This window comes from Gluconobacter sp. NFX36, assembly GCF_049887835.1.
Taxonomy (GTDB): Bacteria; Pseudomonadota; Alphaproteobacteria; order Acetobacterales; family Acetobacteraceae; genus Gluconobacter; species Gluconobacter japonicus_A.
This window is the reverse complement of sequence record NZ_JAGEKJ010000014.1, coordinates 37955-55791: the sequence shown is the minus strand read 5'-3', so window position 1 is coordinate 55791 and position 17837 is coordinate 37955. Positions and strand designations below refer to the sequence as shown.

Sequence of the window (17837 nt, the reverse complement as noted above, 5' to 3'; positions counted from 1 at the left end):
CACCGGCGATGGACCGTGATCTGCTCAAAACGCAGAGCGAAAGTCACCCCGGAAACCCTCAATCAAAGCGCCAAAAAACTAAAATCATCAGACAAGCGCATCAACAAACAGTTCTTCGATCCCTCCAAATCATCAGACAAGCGCATCAACAAACAGTTCTTCGATCCCTCCATCTGTCTATCGTCAATGAACAAGCTATGATTGGTGCAGGGCTGACTTTTTTTAATGACGATGAATTGAAAGTCATCAACACCTTTCCCTGAGAAAGAAACGATTAGAAAACCATCGAGCTTACTTTACGAACTCTCATGAATCAGTCGATAATCCTGACAGTTATCTAAAGAACCTGCGCATCCTCAAATGAGGAAATCAAAATATCATTCCCGAATTAAAACATGGCATTAACAGCAAATTGCGGTGAAACCTGAATATTTTTGTTATGACCGGAAAAATAAAAAGCTGACCCAATGATCACTCCCCAGCGTCGACTCCAATTGTATTCGACTGCAGGAGCAATCTGCCAATCCGTTGCAGAAGTCCCTACCTTGTAAACGTAAGCTCCGTTATTATCATGTCCATGCAGCGTAGAACCATTGGACCAATCCCGTGCAAGATCCATGGCCAGAACCCATTTTTGATTTAGCCCATATTCCAATGAAAATCCCGTCTGCCCACTCATACCGGGCTTACCGTAGCCACGAAATCCTTCAGTAGTTCCGTAACTCGTCATATCAACAAGTTTGGCCGAAGTAACAGCGCGCCGAAACCAGTTCCAGACCCGGAGACGTAGTTCGTGATTACCTGGCAGAGTATAAGTCGACTGCTCAGTCAACGCAAAACGGAAAACATACGCGCCGCTTCCAACGCCATCCTGAGCGTTGCCTAGTCTCGTATAATCGCCCGTAGGAAAAATCATGCCCACAATCAGATTAAAAGCAGGAATATAGTGTTCAGGATCGGGCCGAACGAGACGATAGAGTAAATCAACAGGAATATCCCCTGTTTTTGGGCCATGAGAATGCCCATCTTTATGCTTCCATCCGTAATCAACAATAGTATGGACCTGAATACTAAAATCCTGGGAAACACCATATTTCCAGAGCGTCGAATTGGAAAACATACGCTGTACTGGATGTGCGGCAGGTAATGTCCGACCATGTGGACCGAACCGCCCCAGAGGCTGGCTATAGGAAGAATAAGGCTCAACATTAAATATGCCTTCTCGCGTAGTCCCCGACGGAGAAACCAGCGAGCCTGTATACCATTGACCTGCATATGCAGGTGAAGCAAAAAACTCCGCAGCCAGAATAAGGAAGAAACATGCCACTATTACAGATAACATGCTTCCCCCACGGGGCTTAATGCCGCCTATCATCCCTTGGTTTACCTTGTTTTTGTTTAAAGTGCCGAAGAAAACTCTTTCTGAACCTCAGCAGGCGTAGTCTCACTATTAGACAAGACAAGCTGAAGAAGTATCCGCGCTTTTTGTGGGTTCAAATCCATTGACGCGACAAGTCCGTACCTGTCATCATCGACTTCCACATCACGGTTGACAAAGCCGCTTCCAACGCGAGTAGACCGCACAACAATAATGCCAGATTTTGTAGCCCGCTCTATTCCCGCCAAGGCTTCTGCAGAAATATTTCCATCCCCCATACCTGCAAGAACAATCCCTTTCGCACCAGCTCTGATAGCATCATCGATCTGTTGCGCATCCATACCTGCATACGCGTATATAATCTCCACGCGCGGCAGCTGATGATTTTCTGGAAGAGAAAAATATTTATGGACTTTCGGTGGACTTACAAAACGCACACTGGCCGGATCGACATAACCAACGAGGCCAAGATTAGGTGAATGGAATGTTTGAAGAGCAGTTGTATGCGTTTTGCTTACACCGCGGGCTGAATGTACTTCATCGTTAAACACCACCAAAACACCTCGTCCCTGAGTACCAGGATCGGCTGCCACTTTTACGGCTTCATAAATATTGGCCGGACCATCCGCACTGATTGCAGTACTCGGTCGCATTGCCCCTGTTAAAACAACCGGGTGCGCGTCCCCGATCACGTTATCCAGAAAAAAAGCTGTTTCTTCCATTGTGTCTGTCCCGTGGGTGATCACAACAGCATCTGCTTCATTGTTGTCAAAAGCCTTCCGGATACGCTCGGTCAATATGAACCAGATCCGAATATTGATATTTTGCGAAGCAATATTCGAAACCTGCTCCACCTTTAATTGTGCGAGTTTCTCAACGCCTGGAACGCTGTCGATTAATTGCTCACCAGTTGCCGCGCCAGCATCATAGCCGATAGCAGAACGCGCATCCGCTTTACCGGATATTGTGCCGCCTGTGGCTAAAATGAGCACACGAGGCAATGCATCCTTATGGAGAGAGGAAGATGCATCGTGCCCTTCAGCGTGAGAAACAACAGGCGCCACCAAAAATACTCCCCCAATTACCGCACAAACAAACAGGGCACGCGCGAAAATCATAGACATAAACACCTTTTTGATATTTCGATCTAGACGGATTGTCGTGCTTCTGCATGCCATAACACCAAAACCTGCACTCCCGAAAAAGAAGATATACCCCTTTTCGGGTTCAGTCAGAATTCAGCCTTGAGACTTCAGAAATTCAGAATGATATTCATCGAGCATCATGCGCAATGAACGACCAATTGCCGCATACTGAAACTCATTAAGATTGGCGAGAGACGCCCGCGCGGATGGTCGAGTAGTTCCAAAGCCGGCCCCAGGAAGCAATACAATACCGGTCTCATCTGCAATACGGAACAGGACTTCCCCGGTACTGGCGCGCTTGAGCATCCAGTGTGTAAAGTCTTCACCATAAAGCGCGCGACTTGTGTCTTCCAAATCAATCAATGTGTAATAATCTACGGCATTCGCGTCTTCCGAAGGAGCAACACCCAATTCATGGTAAAGAGCAGCTTCACGGCGACGGATAAGGCTTTTGAGTGTCGCTTTGTAACGCCCCTCATGATCCATCAGGGCAAAGAGAGAAAAGAGCACCATCTGCACCTGCTGTGGCGTAGACAGTCCAGCAGTATGATTCAGTGCCACAGCACGACTGTCCGCGACCAGCCTGTCAATAAACTTAAGATCGGCAGTATCTGTTGTCAGACTGGAATAACGCGTTGTCAGAGCTTCTTTTGCATCAACCGGTAACTTCCTGAGTTGTGCATCGATTGCGTTATCCTTGTGCATGCCAATGACGCCGAGACGCCATCCTGTTGCCCCAAAGTACTTTGAGAAGGAATAAACAAGGATCGTATTACGGGGACAAACAGCATAAAGGGAACGGAAACCGTCCGCAAATGTACCATAAACGTCATCCGTAAGAATCATCAGGTCCGGACGTTCCTGTACGATAGAAGAAATTTTTTCCAGCGATGCATCGTTCATTTTAACTGAAGGCGGATTACTGGGATTTACACAGAAAAATATTTTTACTTCCGGATCACGCAGCTTTTCCAGCTCGCTATCTGGATACTGCCAATCCAGAGCTGGATCCGCCTGTATTGAAACGACCTCCAGGCCGTATTCTTCAAGCTGTGGAATTTCAATATAAGGAGAGAAGATCGGCATACCGATCGCCACCTTGTCTCCTTTTTTGATCAGCCTGTTCTGCTTGAATGAATTGAACACGTAAGCCATGGCTGCCGTGCCACCTTCGGTCGCAAAAAAGTCTGTGGAGTCCAGAGCAACCCTACCTCCGACCATTTCACGCAGCACATATTGACCGACGATTTTTTCACTCAACGCAAGCATACGTGGTGGTGTTGGATAATAGCAGCCGAGAATACCTTCAACCATTTCAACAAGAAATTTATCGGCAGGAAGCCCCATCTGATCCCGGACATAACTCACCGCCTGTCCCAGAAACCGAGCTTCCTTTTGGCTTTGATTGCTGGCAACAAAATGATCAAATCGGCCTTCAATGCCCTCAATCCGCACCGTACCACCGAGATCAGGTGAGAGATAGGAGAGAGACAGACGCGCTTCCGACAAGGCATACTGTCCCAGCAGAAAAAATGCTGCGCGCGGAAGCGTTGCCAGAAAGTTGGGATTACCGCGCCCAGCGTTCAACATCACCCGATCTGCCTTGGATGAGGCAAGTTCGATAAGCGTATCCTTGAGTTCAAAAGGACTGAGATTGCGGAATTTGGAATAATCGAAAGACATGATTGACTATCCTTTTTGAAAGCTCAGGAAAATGCGACCACAAGGGGGCCAAGAAGGGTAAGAAGAACATTTGCAACTGCGTATGTAATGGCGAACGGTGTCGTAGGAACGGCATTTCCTGCCTTGTTCAAAACCTCGCCAAAGGCCGGATTAGCACTCCGTGATCCAGCCAGCGCACCCGCGAAGATCGCCGTATTGTCATAACGCAGCACATAACGGCCAAAGAGCATTGTGAGAATAAGCGGCACCAGCGTCACAACTACCCCCAGAAGAAAGAGCGTAATGCCGTGCTGCATGATTGTGGCAATGGCTTGCTGACCTGTTTGCAAGCCCGTTACAGCCACAAAACCAGCCAAACCAAAGTCAACCAGAAATGTTGAAGCACCTTGGGGCATATTGCCCGTAACAGGATGGCGACTTTGATACCAGCCAAACAGCAGCCCGGAGAGCAGGGCACCACCTCCGCTACCGAGTGTAAGTGGAATTGACCCCAGATGCACCACACCCAGACCGATCAACAACCCGACTGCGACACCCAGAGCATGGAAAACCAGGTCGGTTTTGAAGCTGGGAAGGAGAGCAGTACCGATCTGGGCCACAGCTCGATCCACATCCGTGGACGTTCCCAGTAACGTCACAACGTCTCCTGCCATAACCTTCATGGAACCTACGACAGGAACAGTTTTGCCCGCACGGGAAAGAGCAACAAGATAAACCCCATGCCGCACAGCAGTCGAAAGGGACTGCACGCATTGTGAAACTGTTTGTCCCACAAAATCTTTGTGAGACAGAACAACATCCCGACGGATAAGAGACAGTTCCAGATCAGGCGATGTGCCAATTTCTTGGCCAATTTTCTGCCCCGTTATCAACACCTCTGGACGCTGACCAACCAGCAGAATCTGGTCTCCTGAGACCAGTTCCAAGGAAGGCTCTATCGCAATCGACTTTCCCTCACGAAGCATTTTTTCGACCGTGATGCCTGCTGCCATTCCTTCAAGGCGTTCAATGGTCAGATCGGGCTGTGTCACGCAGTAGGCACGTCCAACCAAACGGGGAAAAGCAGGAATCTCCCCCTCTCCCATAACGTGCACTCCTCCAGCCTGCTCCGCCTCAGCACGAATAGCATCTTCGCGGATGCTACGTTTCATAAGCCATGGCAAAACATTGATGCACAGAAGAATGGGGCCAATAGAGCCAAAAATGTAAGTTACCGCATATCCGACCGCGACATTCCCCTGAAGCTGCTGCACCTGCGCAAGAGGCAAACCAATTTTTTCCAGCGATGATCCGGCGGTCCCAATAATAGCCGATTGGGTAAGACCGCCTGCAGCCAGCCCGGCTGCAAGCCCTTTATCAAGATGGAAAACACGCGCGACAGCAACGACTGTGATTAATCCTGTAACCGCCAGAACCACAGCCATCAAAATTTCTTTTAGAGACTGCCGCCCTAAAGAACGAAAAAACTGGGGACCGCTTTGGTAACCAACGGCGTAAATGAAGAGAGCAAACAGAACGGCCTTAATACCAGAGTCAATATGTACACCAATCTGGCTGATAAGGACGGCAGCGAGAAGCGAGCCAGCTACGCCACCGAGTTGAAATGAACCGAAACGAAAACGCCCTATCCAGCACCCAAGGACAAGAGCAAGGAACAGGGCAATTTCCGGGCACGCACTAAAAAAATTAGACAAAAAAGTAGTAAGCGCTTGCACGATTTGATTTCCCGGAATTTTATTTCTCTAAAAATATATTCCCAAAACAATCATGTAAATGATTCATGTCAAACAATCACTATTAATTTTAAATTACATTCCGATATTGGAATAATAATTTATTAAAAATATTTCTATTATCTAAACTTATGATAAAATATTATTCGTGACTAGAAAACTTTATTAGAATGAGGCCACAAACTATAAAAGTCGCAGCTATAGCCCTGGCCAGAGTAAACGCTTCTCCCAAGAAGATTACTCCAACCAGAAATGCCCCGATCGCTCCTATTCCCGTCCAAACAGTATAAGCCGTTCCCATAGGCAAAGATTTCATGGCCAGAGAAAGAAGGCCGAAGCTGATCAACATCCCTAAAAACGTAATTATAGAAGGGTATAACTTCGAAAATCCTTCTGACTGCTTCATGGCCGAGGCCCAGATTACCTCAAAGACACCAGCAACAATAAGAGCGACCCAGTTCATCAAAGTCTTCCAGTAGTCTCAAAAACTTCAGAAGGTTTGTCGCAACAGCAGTACAGCAAGGAGAAGCATCACACATCCGATAACAATATCCAGAATTTTCCAAGATCGGGGCGTTGCAAAAATCGGCTGCAAAAAGCGCGCGCCATATCCCAGCGTCCCAAACCATGAAAAACTGGCCGATGCAGCACCCGCGGCAAAAAAGGGTCTAAGATGGAGCGGTTGCGCTGTTGATGCTGTACCCATCAAAAGAACCGTATCTAGATAGACGTGCGGATTGAGCCAGGTAAATGCAGCCACTGAAGCCAAGGCCTTGGGTAAAGAGACAGAAGCGGCTTCGGTAACTGTCATACTCTCAGACTGCGTGGCTTGCCGCAGCGTTCTCACGCCATACCAAAACAGAAATCCTGCCCCAGCAAGCGTAAATCCTTTTGCAACCTGTGGGAGCGCACTCAGTAACGCCCCCATCCCACTCACCCCTGCGATAATAAGGATCGCGTCGGAAAAGCCACAGAACAAGACAATTGCACCGACATGCTCCCTCTTCAAACCCTGCCGAAGAACGAACAGATTTTGGGCCCCGATCGCCACAATCAGGGAAGCGGAGAGCGCAAATCCGGATAAAAAACTGATAATGAAAGGCATCATCCAGTCTTCTTACGCAGTTCAGTCAATGAAGGAAAACTTGTTTTTCTTATCGCACTAAAGCAATCCTTAATTGATGTTGGATTATAACGCTCTTACAGCCGTCAGCGCTGTTGTCCGAGAAGGCTCCTTTGACGGTGCCGCCAGGAAATTGAACATTACGGCCTCTGCTGTCTCTCAACGTGTCAGAGGGTACGAAGACAGACTGGGTGCGCTTCTGATTGTTCGCGGACAACCCTGCAGACCCACGGACCTGGGGCAGGCTCTGGTGACACATCTTGATAAAGTTCATCTGCTCGAAGCCGAGATCCCTCACCTTTCTCATGCCTCCGGCCTCTTGTCTCAGCCAAATGTGACTCTGAGAATAGCCGTGAACGCCGACAGTCTTGCAACATGGTTTCCAGATGCCATCGCGCGCTTTGCCACAGAAGCAGCCATTTGCCTGGATCTTCTCGTTGAGGACGAAACCTGTACAGCCGATCGTCTCCGTTCAGGCAAGGTTACAGCTGCGATTACCGCCCAGACAGAGCCAGTCCCAGGATGCAGGTCCGTTCGGTTAGGGGCAATGCAGTATATTGCCTGCGCTACTCCTGATTTTATAGCAAAATACTTCAGTTCCGGAGCGAGCGCGACTGAGTTTCAAAATGCTCCCTGTATATGCTTTGACAGAAACGATGAGCTGGAAGCACGATGGTTGTATGCCCTACACAAGACACAGCTACCTCGAAAAACCCACTATATTCCCTCTACGCAAGGCTTCCTTGATTTTACACTCAAGAGTGTTGGATGGGGGTTACAGCCGCTCGCCCTCGTAGAAAAGTATTTATCTCAAGGCGATCTGATCGAAATCGTTCCCGGTCGTCGTCTTTCTGTCGATCTCTACTGGGTTACACCAAGAGTAAAAAGCCAACTATTACAAGATCTTACTTTTCGTTTAAAAAATGAGTGTGCTCAACACGCGTGGCTAGACCAGAGTACAGGGAATTGCACGGCCTGATTGCTTTAACCTAGATAAATTTTCTATTTTTGATATATATATTTGTGAGATCTTACCCTGACGGATCTTTATAAGACCAACAAAGCAATTATAATATTACTTATATTTTATATAAAATATTTAGCAATCTCAATACCTTACATAAATTACCAAAAATTCTTTGATGAAAAGCTTACAATTGTATGGCTTTATGGGGGATAATTTTGAGGATTGAACCTTTTTATAAAGCAATATCCTATCTTTGTATGGGCCAATAAATTTGAATATGCCATCAAATGAGAAGACAATACCGTATGAAGTGAGTTTCCTGTGATCTCGGCGACCTCAGATCTCCGTTTAAAGATCCACCTTAAGAAGAGTACTGACATGACGCGAGATGAAATAAAACCAGAAGAAATCTACATCAACACGAACGAAGAAGCAGAGAGTATCCTGAAAAACCGGCTCATCGGAATGGTTTTTGGCCTCTTCTTCGCTCACGTTTATGTCGCTCTGGCTCTGTATTATACATCAATTGACGATAAGGGGCATTTTCATACCAGTTGGCTTGCTCTTTTCGGAACTTTTATCTGCTCTATGATTTTTTGCTATCATATTGGCATTTCGAAAGTGATTTCCGAGAAGAATAACGGCATTTACGGCCGGTATCTGGCCCCTCTGATTTCTCCTTCATTGTGGGGGTTCGTTCTGATCGTCATTGCCGCCCTCTCCATTTTCCAATGGCAGCCCTGGTTCGTACAATACAGTGCATGGGCATGGCCTCTGGCTTTCGCTTCTATCTTGATCGGTTATTTTATTGGACCTGCGTTAGACAAAATGTTTGTAGCTCTTGGGAAACTCTCTAGAAGAGCATGACAGAGCTGGACGAACACTGTCCGGCATTTTTCTCAAGCCTTACCAAAAGAGAATATGGGATCAAGCCAACACAGCATCCTTTCAAATTGCTGCTGTTTCTGGCTTCCCTATTCTCTGGCAGATACCCGCGATATCATAGTGATTGATGCGTGTTCAGACTTTAAGAGGAAAATAATATCAGCGTGCATCTAATCTCCCGCTCAAACATTCATGTAAATCTAACCCGACCAGAGTTTATGAAAAATATTTGCGAGCGCGAGATTACCACAATAATTGGCACAGATCCGAGAAGCGAATTCTTCACGACATCCACCGCCAAGAGCCCAAAATCTGCAATCGCCATGAGCAGGCGCACTCAGTACAGCCAGGCTGTTCTTCGCAATCAAAACTGCTTTTACGATCTTTTTCCGGAGAAAACATGATGGAAGAGCATGAACTTTTGCGAAGTTGGCAGGAACTTGTAAAACAGAATACAGGACCACTTTATAAAGGTATTGTTCAGGCTCTGGCCTTATCAGTCCAACAAGGCGTGTTGCGCGAGGGTGATCGTCTTCCCACCCAGAGACTGATAGCATCCTCTCTCGGAACCAATCTAACGACCGTGACCCGCGCTTTTCGGGAGGCTCATCAGATCGGGTTGATTGATGCGACTGTCGGTCGCGGTACATTTGTACGGATTGGAGCAACTACCGGCCAATGGCAAACGTCAAGGGCCAGTATCGTCGATATGACGATGAATTTGCCTCCTGTGCCCAGCCTGCCTTCCCTGACGACATTAATACAGACTGACTTCCAAAGCCTGCTCAAAAGTCAGAGCATCAACAGTCTCATGTCCTACCGCGTGACTGGTGGGACACATGACGAACGTTATCAGGGTGCGAAATGGATTGAGCCGCTCATAGGCTCCAGACGACCTGACGACATTGTGGTTACACCAGGAGCGCAGACCGCGCTGGCGGCTACGATCAGTATTTTAACGTCACCAGGCGACATTATTCTCACTGAAAAAATGACGTATCCTGGGCTAAGAACTGTCGCGAACCAGCTTGGTATTCTTCTTGTAGGAGTCGAAGGAGACGAAAATGGTTTTCTTCCATCTGCTCTTGAAGACGCATGCCAGACATATCGTCCCAAAGCGATATATTGCACGCCTACACTCCAAAATCCGACAACAGTAACCTTGCCGCTGTCCCGCCGTCAGTCTCTTATGAGAATTGCACATAACGCGGGTATTTATGTCATTGAAGACGACCCCTATAGCCTGCTTCTCGACAACCCCATTCCCGCTTTATCTTCACTTGAACGCAAGCGGGTTATCTATATTGCCACTCTTGCAAAAGTTCTCAGCCCAGGGCTGAGAACAGCCTACGTTGCACTTCCCAATGCAGAAATTCACCAACGTTTTGTTGCAGCAGTCCGGGCCTTTTCCTTGACCAACGCAGGCCTGCTCAGCGCCCTCACTCTTAAATGGATGCAGTCCGGGCAAGCAGCAAAGATCCTTGCAGCTATTAAACATGAGTTACGTCTGCGCCAATCCATTGCCCGAACCATCCTGGGGGATCGTCCAGGCATGGATCCAAACGGTCCGCATATCTGGTTACATCTTCCACCATGGTGGAACAGTTCTGACTTTGTCGCCTACGCGCATCACAGAGGTCTGGCACTCGTCCCGAGTAGTGTCTTTGCCGTAAGCGGTCCTTCTCCAGCAAATGTTCGGCTTTCCTTGGGAAGTATTTCCAATATCAGCGATCTCGAGAAAGCAATGAAAGACATCGTGATCCTCCTTCACTACAAAAGAGGGGAGAGCTTTGTCCCAGTCGTATGACACTCCGACAAAAGCATTTGGCCTCAGTATGTAAAGTCAGGACTGATCTGAAGAAAGACATCCGCCCTTAAGCGGCAGCCTTCTGCAGATCAGCCCGGAACACCTCGAAAACCCGAAAGTCTCGAATAACCCAGTTCAGGCGAGCCAGAAGCGCTTCAACATAAAAAGAAGTCCGGCTGCTTCAATCCGGCTTCCGTCACGAAAATAGGGGCACAGACCCCGTTGCGACTGACATGACGGAGACTTTTTGGATAACCAACCCGAAGCAGACAGCCGCCTCAGAAATACTCGGGTACAATCATGGATTCTGGTGTTGGCTGGCGTTCATAGTCAGGGTGGTGAACACGCGGCGGCAAAATCACCTCGGGGCGGGGTACGGGTTCATAGGGAATCATGGAAAGAAGGTGCGTTATGCAATTCAGTCGCGCGCGCTTCTTGTCCACCCCTTGCACGACCCACCAGGGCGCTTCCGGAATGCTCGACCGCTCCAGCATCGTTTCCTTGGCCCGCGTGTAGTCCTCCCAGCGGCGGCGGCTTTCAAGGTCCATCGGGCTGAGTTTCCACTGCTTCATCGGGTCTTCTATCCGCGCACGAAACCGGGCTTCCTGCTCGTCATCGGTGATGGAAAACCAGAATTTTACAACCTGAATACCGCTCCGGACAAGCATGCGCTCGAATTCAGGAACCGAACGATAGAATTCTTCGTATTCTTCATCTGTGCAGAAGCCCATAACCCGCTCGACACCTGCGCGGTTGTACCAACTCCGGTCAAACAGGACCATTTCTCCTGCCGCGGGCAGATGAGAGACGTAGCGTTGAAAATACCATTGCGTCTTCTCACGATTATTCGGCGCAGGCAGTGCGGCCACACGGCAGATACGTGGATTAAGGCGCTGGGTAATGCGTTTGATGGCTCCGCCCTTACCTGCGGCATCGCGCCCCTCGAAAAGCACGACAAGACGATGACCAGTCGCCTGCACCCAGTCCTGCACCTTAATCAATTCGCCTTGCAATCGGATGAGTTCGCGGAAGTAGACACGGCGAAAAGCGCGATCTGTCGCGTCAATCGGGCCGCCGACAGCTTCTTCTTCAAGCGAAAGTTCGAATTCCTCGTCAAGATCGTCAATGATCTCCTGGCGCATCTGTATCCGCGCCAGCTCTTCCGCTGAAAACCCGTCCGTAATGGCGTCGTTCATCGCTCTCTCTTCCATTTCCCTATGAGGCGCAGCACGCCCCTACCTGACATAGCCAATGCTGGCTCATGGCGGCTTGAAATTTAGATGACATCACAACAGACTCTCCCTTCCGGGAGCGCATCAGAGCGTGGTCGTCATGTTCAGGCCCAGCACAAAGCCATCACGGACCGGTCGGCCAGTTTCTGAACTTAATGAAGTACCGCCAACATTCCGGAAATACTGGAAATCAGGCTGGAGAATGAGCCATGGTGTCATGGCGGCCTGGTACGTTATTTCGACATGATGTTCCTGCCGGAGTTGCCCCGTCGTGCTGGTGCCGAAACGAATGGCATCACGGGCATGCGCCTCGGCAGAAGTCGTGTAGAAGCTGGTCCCCCAGGCCACGCCAATTGTATCGTCACGATGACCACGGATCATGCCGTCGAACGTTACACCGGCCTGAATTTCATGTGCAAAGATATTGCGAACAGTATCGCTCGTTGTAGCACGCATGAATATGTTGATTGTCTTGCGTGCATCACGACTGTCCCGCCAGATCATCTGATCAACCACGGCATAGGCCAACCAATTTCCCCGATGATAAAGCGGCGTGCCTGAACTCTCCGGGCTGGCAAGCGGGACTCTGTGGCTACCATACCGTTGATCGGGGAAATGGCCCGTATCATAGAGGCCACCAATCTTCCACGTCCCCGGCAGGCCCGCTTCCTTTCCGCTCGCCCGGCGCGGCGCCATGTCCAGCTGGTATTGTGCCTCTCCCATGAACAGGGCGCCTCCCGCCGTTGAAAACGATGTACCTGACGGATCCCGCTGCGTCGCTGCGATATCGCTATAGAACGGACCGTGCGTCGGGTTGTCGTTGGTGACGGCTCCCATCAACACAAACGGTGAAGCCGGACTCCATTTCACGCGTCCACCAACCGCTGAAAAAGGCCAGGACGGACCGCCGGAATATAAATTGCTCGACGTCGAGAGCGGCCAGCCGAAACTGGCGTTAAGGAAGAAGGACGCACTCGAACTGACAAGAAATTCGGTATCCAGATCTATGGAGCCAACGCGCAGGTCAAGACTGTTGGACAAAAAGCCCTGCCCGTACCATATCTCGAAAAGTCGCGTTGAACGGCCAACATCGTAACCACTGACGCTATTCAGCGCCTGCAGCCGCTCTCCGGTAAACGAGCGCCCCCGGATCTGGAGGGCGCTGACATTCAGCAGTCCGTTCTGCCACCCAAAGAGTGGATCTGTCTCGATCTGGAGCGTAACCGCCGTAATGCCATCATAGGTCGGGCCGGGGTGAAGTCCTCCGGCGGCAAGGCCCCAGAGTTCCTCGACGTCCTGAATGTTCAGATGAACACCATAATGTCGCAGCCATGGACGGACACCGTATGCGTCTCCGAGCAGTTCCGCATTCGGGTCTTCAAGGGGTGGTTCGAAAGCTGGTGCTGGTGCCGGAAGCGGCACACCAGAGGGCAAGACATCAGTGACGAGCGGGCGCGTCTCTGACCAAGCCGCCTGCACCTGAAGGATGCAGAAAAACAGCAAGGTCACAACACCTGCTACCCTTCGTGCAGCACCAGATATCGGGCGTTGAAGCGAACTGCTCAGAAGATGTGTCGCAGGAAAAAGAACAGCACACCGCTGATCAGCATTGCAGCTGGCAACGTCACCACCCACTCCATGGCCATGGTCCGGAGCATGCGCCATTGCAGACTCGAACCCGCAGCCGTCATCGTCCCGGCCAATGTGCCCTGCGCGTAGTTGAGGTGTATCTTGCCGATATTCTCTCCAACCGTCACTACAATGCGTTTCCATCCGTCCATCGTGCCTATCCCTAGCGCGGCGGCAACTGCAATCTTCACCCAGGTCGGAATAAAACGCGTTCCCGCGTTAAGTTGCCCCATAAACCGCTTGAGGTGACCGACCTCAACACCACTGAAATCGGAAGACTGGTTCAGTGTGCGGATCGCATCCGAAACCAGATACATATCCGTACAAACGTTTGGGACCTGCGCGACAGGAATGGCATTGAGGGATTGGCAGCCCTCAAACGCCCCCGTGATGTCCTGTGAAAACACGGCCAACGCGCCATAAACCCGAGGATCCGAAAGGACTGGCATGGCCGTTTCGGGCATTGCCCGATTGAGCGCATAGGCGGTGGGCGCTGCACTGATCAGAATAAGCATGATGAGCCCCATTCCTTTCTGGCCATCATTCCCACCATGAAAAGAGCATTTTGACAGCAGGCTTCTGCCCGTCACTCATACGAGGACGCGCAAAGCGCGTACGCAATACCGCTATGTCAGACAAGGCGTCCTCCTTTTTACAAAGGCCTCTCAGTGACCTTTCGATCCATGAGAATTTTTCATGGGAACGCCAGCGTTTGAAAGTTAAGTTATTATGACCTTAAGGGAGCAAATCATCGCGTCTACATCACGCTCCCAGAAAGCACGTGCAAGACAGACGATCGTTGATAGGACAAATAAACCGTCAAAACCCAAGACTAAGCACCTAAGAAGGACGATTTTTTTTCTCTTCATTGAAGAGTTTCTCTATCTTGTTTTTGCATCGTGTCAGGGCATCCCGGAACACGGGAAGATTTTCTTCAAAGCGGAAAAAGGGAACTGTGATTGAGATTGCGTAAGGCTTGTGTCCTGGAAGATGGACAGGAGAGGCGATACAGCACACGCCGTCGCTGTGCTCTTCGAAGTCATAAGCAAAGCCCGTGATCCTAACAGTTGCGATTTCAGCAAGAATATCTGGAATATGTGTTTTCGTGTGAGCCGTCATTTTAATTGGCCTCGTACCAATAAGAGACCGTATTTCAGGCTTTGACATCACCGACAGCATGGCCTTGCCATTTGACATCGCATGCAAAGGCATAGAGCGACCCGTTTTCGGGACAACGCGAATTTCCTGATCAGAGTGGATTTTCTCTACAAATGCGACTTCCTTTCCATAAATTGTACTCAGGTCAACAGTCTCGTGTGTTTCCTGAAACAGGGTTTCAAGAGCCGCTCTGAATTTGGTTAACAGACTAGATTGCGCTGCTTCCGCAAGCCGCATGATTCCCCATGAGAGAGCCACTCCGTCATTGGTGACTTCCACCAGTTCCTCCACGGCCAGCGCGTTAACCAAGCGCTGAACGGTGGACCGGGGCAAGCCTGTTGCTTTAGCGATATGCCCCAGGCTGACATGCGTGCTTGATAAAACCCTCAGGATTGCTGCTGCCCGGCTCACGCCCTGCATACTGTTTTCATCGCTCTTCAATGCATGCTCTCCATACTGTGATTTCCCCACCCCCTCATTCGAGCAGGATTTGATTGATATTTGACCACTGAGTGATACAGATAATGATCACTGAATGGTTAAGATCTTTACCCACTCATCCCTTTATCTCCGAGGGTAAAACACAAAAACGTTCGTTTTCCATGGGCGTCTCCGCGCCCACAGACACAACACGTCTCGTGGTGGCGTTTCTAAGCGAGACTCTATGAAGATTGATTGTCGTTGATCCCGTTCAAAAACGGGCTGGGAGAATTTCCTGATGCTCACCTTGGAAAAGACAGCCTTCTGGATTGTCGAGTTTTTAGGCGTAGTTCTAGGCTTAACATTGGTTTTTGGCGGCCTTTGGTTGCTCTTCCTTGGAGGATCACCATTCTATTTACTAGCAGGCGCCGCCATTATTGCCATTAGTTTTGGCCTTTTCAAACGTGCTGCTTTCGCTCTTTATACGGCTCTTGGGTTGCTTGCAGTCAGCGTAATTTGGGCGCTTTGGGAAGTGGGATTTGACTTCTGGCAGCTTGTGCCCAGACTTCTTGCATTCATCGTTGTTGCGCTGATCGTTACAGCCCTTGCACGTCGACTATCCCAAAAAGATGGTCGTCCAGCACTTCCTCGAAGTGTCGCCAACAGTCTGGGGATTGTCCTGATCGGCTCTCTCGGTGCGTTCATTGCTGGAATGTTTTTTCCGCACCCTACTATCGTGGCTGATTCTTCAGGGCCTGCACCTGTTATTCAGCCACAAGCGGGGCAGGATAGTGGAAATGATTGGCCAGCCTGGGGACGCAACACGGCAGGAAACCGTTTCGCCCAGTTTGATCAGATCACCAAATCGAACGTCAAAGATTTGAAATTGGCCTGGACTTATCGTGCCGGAGATTTGGCCATTGATGGTTCTGAATATCAGGTTACGCCGCTCAAGATCGATAACACAATGTATCTTTGCACACCTTTGAACAAGGTGATTGCCCTTGACCCTGTCACGGGAAAAGAACGGTGGCGCTTTGATCCCAAGTTGAGGATTACGGATAGCAACAGAGGCTGGAAGCGCTGCCGTGGTGTAGGGTATGCAGATACCTCCACACTTCCTGCTGAAGATATTCAGCCCGTAACAGATCAGAATAATGCGCAGTCCGCTGCAGATCTGCCAACCGCATGTCGTAAACGCATCGTTTCCACCACCAACGATGCACGTCTCTTTGAGGTGGATGCAGAGACCGGCAAGCCCTGTGAAGACTTTGGTGATCATGGCTTTGTTAATCTGCTTGAGGGACTGACTGATGCCCCAGAAAACGGATCGTATTATTTAACCGCTGCACCGTTGGTTGCAGATGGCGTCATCATGGTCGGAGGAAAGATCAACGATAATATTTCTGTTGGAGAACCTTCTGGCGTGGTCCGTGGCTTCGATGTCCGGACTGGAAAAATTCTCTGGGCTTGGGACGCTTCTCGTGGCGCCAAGGACAGTACCCCTCTTCCTCCGGGCGAACATTATGCGCCACAGACGCCGAATTTCTGGGGTACAGCCGCTTATGACCCAAAGCTAGGGCTCGCTTATTTCCCGACCGGCAACCAGACACCGGACTTCTGGAATGGTGACCGCTTCCCATATTCTGATGAGTACACGGACGCCATCGTTGCGGTCGAAATCAAAACCGGCAAGGAGCACTGGCATTTCCGCACGGCCAATAATGACCAGTTCGACTATGACGTCACATCCCAGCCGATCCTTTATGATCTTCCTGGCAAGGATGGCACCACGACCCCAGTCATTATCCAGTTGACCAAGCGTGGTGAAGTCTTCGTCCTGGATCGTCGTGATGGGAAACCTGTTGTTCCGGTAGAATACAGAAAGGTACCAACGGATGGTATGCCGGGCATGCGTATTGCTCCAACACAACCTTTCTCCGCAATTTCGATCGGTACGACGCCGTTCAAGGAATCCGACATGTGGGGCGGCACGATCCTCGATCAACTATACTGCCGGATCCTGTTCAAGCAGATGCGTTGGCAGGGGGAATTCACACCACTGTCCGACAAGCAGCGCACTCTGATCTATCCGAGCTATTACGGTGGTTCCAACTGGGGCGGTGGCGCAATTGACGCTTCAACAGGTACGCTGATCGTCAATGATATTCGCATGGCGCAGTGGGGCCGGTTCATCAAACAGGACGAAGCAAAGCGTATCGGCCTGAAGCCGAGCGCAGAAGGTGAATATTCAGAGCAGACTGGCACGCCGTGGGGTGTCGAGCGTTCAATGTTTGTTTCTCCTCTGGGAGTTCCCTGTTTTAAGCCACCATTTGGCACCATGACCGCTATTGATCTGACCACCGGAAAAACGAAATGGCAGGTCCCGATGGGCAGCATTCAGGATGCTCCGGTGCATGGTATTGTTCCGGGTGTGCGTATCCCATTGGGAATGCCGACGATGGGCGGACCACTGGTCACCAAAGCTGGACTGACCTTCTTCCACGGCACGCTTGATTATTATATCCGCGCTCTGGACAACGACACTGGCAAGGAGTTGTGGCGTAACCGACTTCCGGTTGGTGGCCAAGGCGCTCCGATGTCCTACATTGGCCAGGACGGAAAGTAATATGTCGTCGTCGTCGTCGGTGGTGCTACCCGCACGGGCACCAACGCA

General features: G+C 50.0%; 13 protein-coding genes and 2 pseudogenes. 5 read left to right on the top strand and 10 right to left on the bottom strand.

The genetic code is table 11. The features are described from left to right. Positions 1 to 263 (top strand): annotated as a pseudogene (locus tag J4P41_RS13020) (hypothetical protein); the annotation flags it as partial. A gap of 125 nt (positions 264 to 388) precedes the next feature. On the opposite strand, the gene J4P41_RS13015 reads toward J4P41_RS13020, so the two are convergent. From J4P41_RS13015 to J4P41_RS12990, 6 genes are all read right to left on the bottom strand, one after another. Next, entirely contained in the window at positions 389 to 1342 is a 954-nt protein-coding gene (locus J4P41_RS13015) for a hypothetical protein (protein ID WP_426067467.1), read from the bottom strand. Between the two features lie 56 nt (positions 1343 to 1398). Further along, positions 1399 to 2502 carry an asparaginase gene (locus J4P41_RS13010; protein WP_426067462.1) on the bottom strand — a complete coding sequence of 368 codons (1104 nt, stop codon included), beginning with the start codon at positions 2500 to 2502 and terminating at the stop codon, positions 1399 to 1401. A gap of 114 nt (positions 2503 to 2616) precedes the next feature. Continuing rightward, on the bottom strand, positions 2617 to 4206 hold the full coding sequence (locus J4P41_RS13005) for a bifunctional aspartate transaminase/aspartate 4-decarboxylase (protein WP_426067461.1): 1590 nt from the start codon (positions 4204 to 4206) through the stop codon (positions 2617 to 2619). 23 nt (positions 4207 to 4229) lie between these two features. Continuing rightward, a complete protein-coding gene (gene aspT, locus J4P41_RS13000; RefSeq protein WP_426067460.1) occupies positions 4230 to 5900 on the bottom strand; it encodes an aspartate-alanine antiporter in 1671 nt (556 codons plus the stop codon). Between the two features lie 181 nt (positions 5901 to 6081). Continuing rightward, positions 6082 to 6402 (bottom strand): DMT family transporter, encoded by a 321-nt coding sequence (locus J4P41_RS12995; RefSeq protein ID WP_426067459.1) that lies wholly within the window; start codon positions 6400 to 6402, stop codon positions 6082 to 6084. 27 nt (positions 6403 to 6429) lie between these two features. After that, positions 6430 to 7047 (bottom strand): LysE/ArgO family amino acid transporter, encoded by a 618-nt coding sequence (locus tag J4P41_RS12990; RefSeq protein WP_426067458.1) that lies wholly within the window; start codon positions 7045 to 7047, stop codon positions 6430 to 6432. Positions 7048 to 7120: 73 nt separating this feature from the next. Here J4P41_RS12990 and J4P41_RS12985 point away from each other — a divergent pair, with 73 nt between their 5' ends. The 3 genes from J4P41_RS12985 to J4P41_RS12975 all read left to right on the top strand — a co-directional run bounded on the left by J4P41_RS12985 (position 7121) and on the right by J4P41_RS12975 (position 10721). Then, a complete protein-coding gene (locus tag J4P41_RS12985; protein WP_426067456.1) occupies positions 7121 to 8041 on the top strand; it encodes a LysR family transcriptional regulator ArgP in 921 nt (306 codons plus the stop codon). A gap of 309 nt (positions 8042 to 8350) precedes the next feature. Next, positions 8351 to 8896 carry a hypothetical protein gene (locus J4P41_RS12980; protein ID WP_426067454.1) on the top strand — a complete coding sequence of 182 codons (546 nt, stop codon included), beginning with the start codon at positions 8351 to 8353 and terminating at the stop codon, positions 8894 to 8896. Positions 8897 to 9317: 421 nt separating this feature from the next. Continuing rightward, positions 9318 to 10721 carry a PLP-dependent aminotransferase family protein gene (locus tag J4P41_RS12975; protein WP_426067466.1) on the top strand — a complete coding sequence of 468 codons (1404 nt, stop codon included), beginning with the start codon at positions 9318 to 9320 and terminating at the stop codon, positions 10719 to 10721. 278 nt (positions 10722 to 10999) lie between these two features. Here the strand turns inward: J4P41_RS12975 and ppk2 are convergent, their stop codons facing one another. From ppk2 to J4P41_RS12955, 4 genes and pseudogenes are all read right to left on the bottom strand, one after another. Beyond that, positions 11000 to 11917: a polyphosphate kinase 2 gene (gene ppk2 / locus J4P41_RS12970; protein WP_211568321.1), complete on the bottom strand. Its 918-nt coding sequence runs from the start codon at positions 11915 to 11917 to the stop codon at positions 11000 to 11002. A gap of 120 nt (positions 11918 to 12037) precedes the next feature. Next, complete coding sequence (locus J4P41_RS12965; protein WP_426067453.1) at positions 12038 to 13462, bottom strand: carbohydrate porin; 1425 nt, start codon at positions 13460 to 13462, stop codon at positions 12038 to 12040. A gap of 53 nt (positions 13463 to 13515) precedes the next feature. After that, positions 13516 to 14139, bottom strand: a pseudogene (locus tag J4P41_RS12960) (inorganic phosphate transporter); the annotation flags it as partial. 283 nt (positions 14140 to 14422) lie between these two features. Beyond that, entirely contained in the window at positions 14423 to 15181 is a 759-nt protein-coding gene (locus J4P41_RS12955; RefSeq protein WP_426067452.1) for an IclR family transcriptional regulator, read from the bottom strand. 277 nt (positions 15182 to 15458) lie between these two features. Here J4P41_RS12955 and J4P41_RS12950 point away from each other — a divergent pair, with 277 nt between their 5' ends. Next, positions 15459 to 17789: a membrane-bound PQQ-dependent dehydrogenase, glucose/quinate/shikimate family gene (locus tag J4P41_RS12950; protein ID WP_426067451.1), complete on the top strand. Its 2331-nt coding sequence runs from the start codon at positions 15459 to 15461 to the stop codon at positions 17787 to 17789. Positions 17790 to 17837 lie beyond the last annotated feature (48 nt).

Coding starts and splice junctions, on each gene's coding strand:
- J4P41_RS13015 (WP_426067467.1), bottom strand. CDS start 1,342: ATGTTATCTGTAATAGTGGCATGTTTCTTCCTTATTCTGGCTGCGGAG.
- J4P41_RS13010 (WP_426067462.1), bottom strand. CDS start 2,502: ATGTCTATGATTTTCGCGCGTGCCCTGTTTGTTTGTGCGGTAATTGGG.
- J4P41_RS13005 (WP_426067461.1), bottom strand. CDS start 4,206: ATGTCTTTCGATTATTCCAAATTCCGCAATCTCAGTCCTTTTGAACTC.
- J4P41_RS12995 (WP_426067459.1), bottom strand. CDS start 6,402: ATGAACTGGGTCGCTCTTATTGTTGCTGGTGTCTTTGAGGTAATCTGG.
- J4P41_RS12990 (WP_426067458.1), bottom strand. CDS start 7,047: ATGATGCCTTTCATTATCAGTTTTTTATCCGGATTTGCGCTCTCCGCT.
- J4P41_RS12985 (WP_426067456.1), top strand. CDS start 7,121: ATGTTGGATTATAACGCTCTTACAGCCGTCAGCGCTGTTGTCCGAGAA.
- J4P41_RS12975 (WP_426067466.1), top strand. CDS start 9,318: ATGGAAGAGCATGAACTTTTGCGAAGTTGGCAGGAACTTGTAAAACAG.
- ppk2 (WP_211568321.1), bottom strand. CDS start 11,917: ATGAACGACGCCATTACGGACGGGTTTTCAGCGGAAGAGCTGGCGCGG.
- J4P41_RS12950 (WP_426067451.1), top strand. CDS start 15,459: ATGCTCACCTTGGAAAAGACAGCCTTCTGGATTGTCGAGTTTTTAGGC.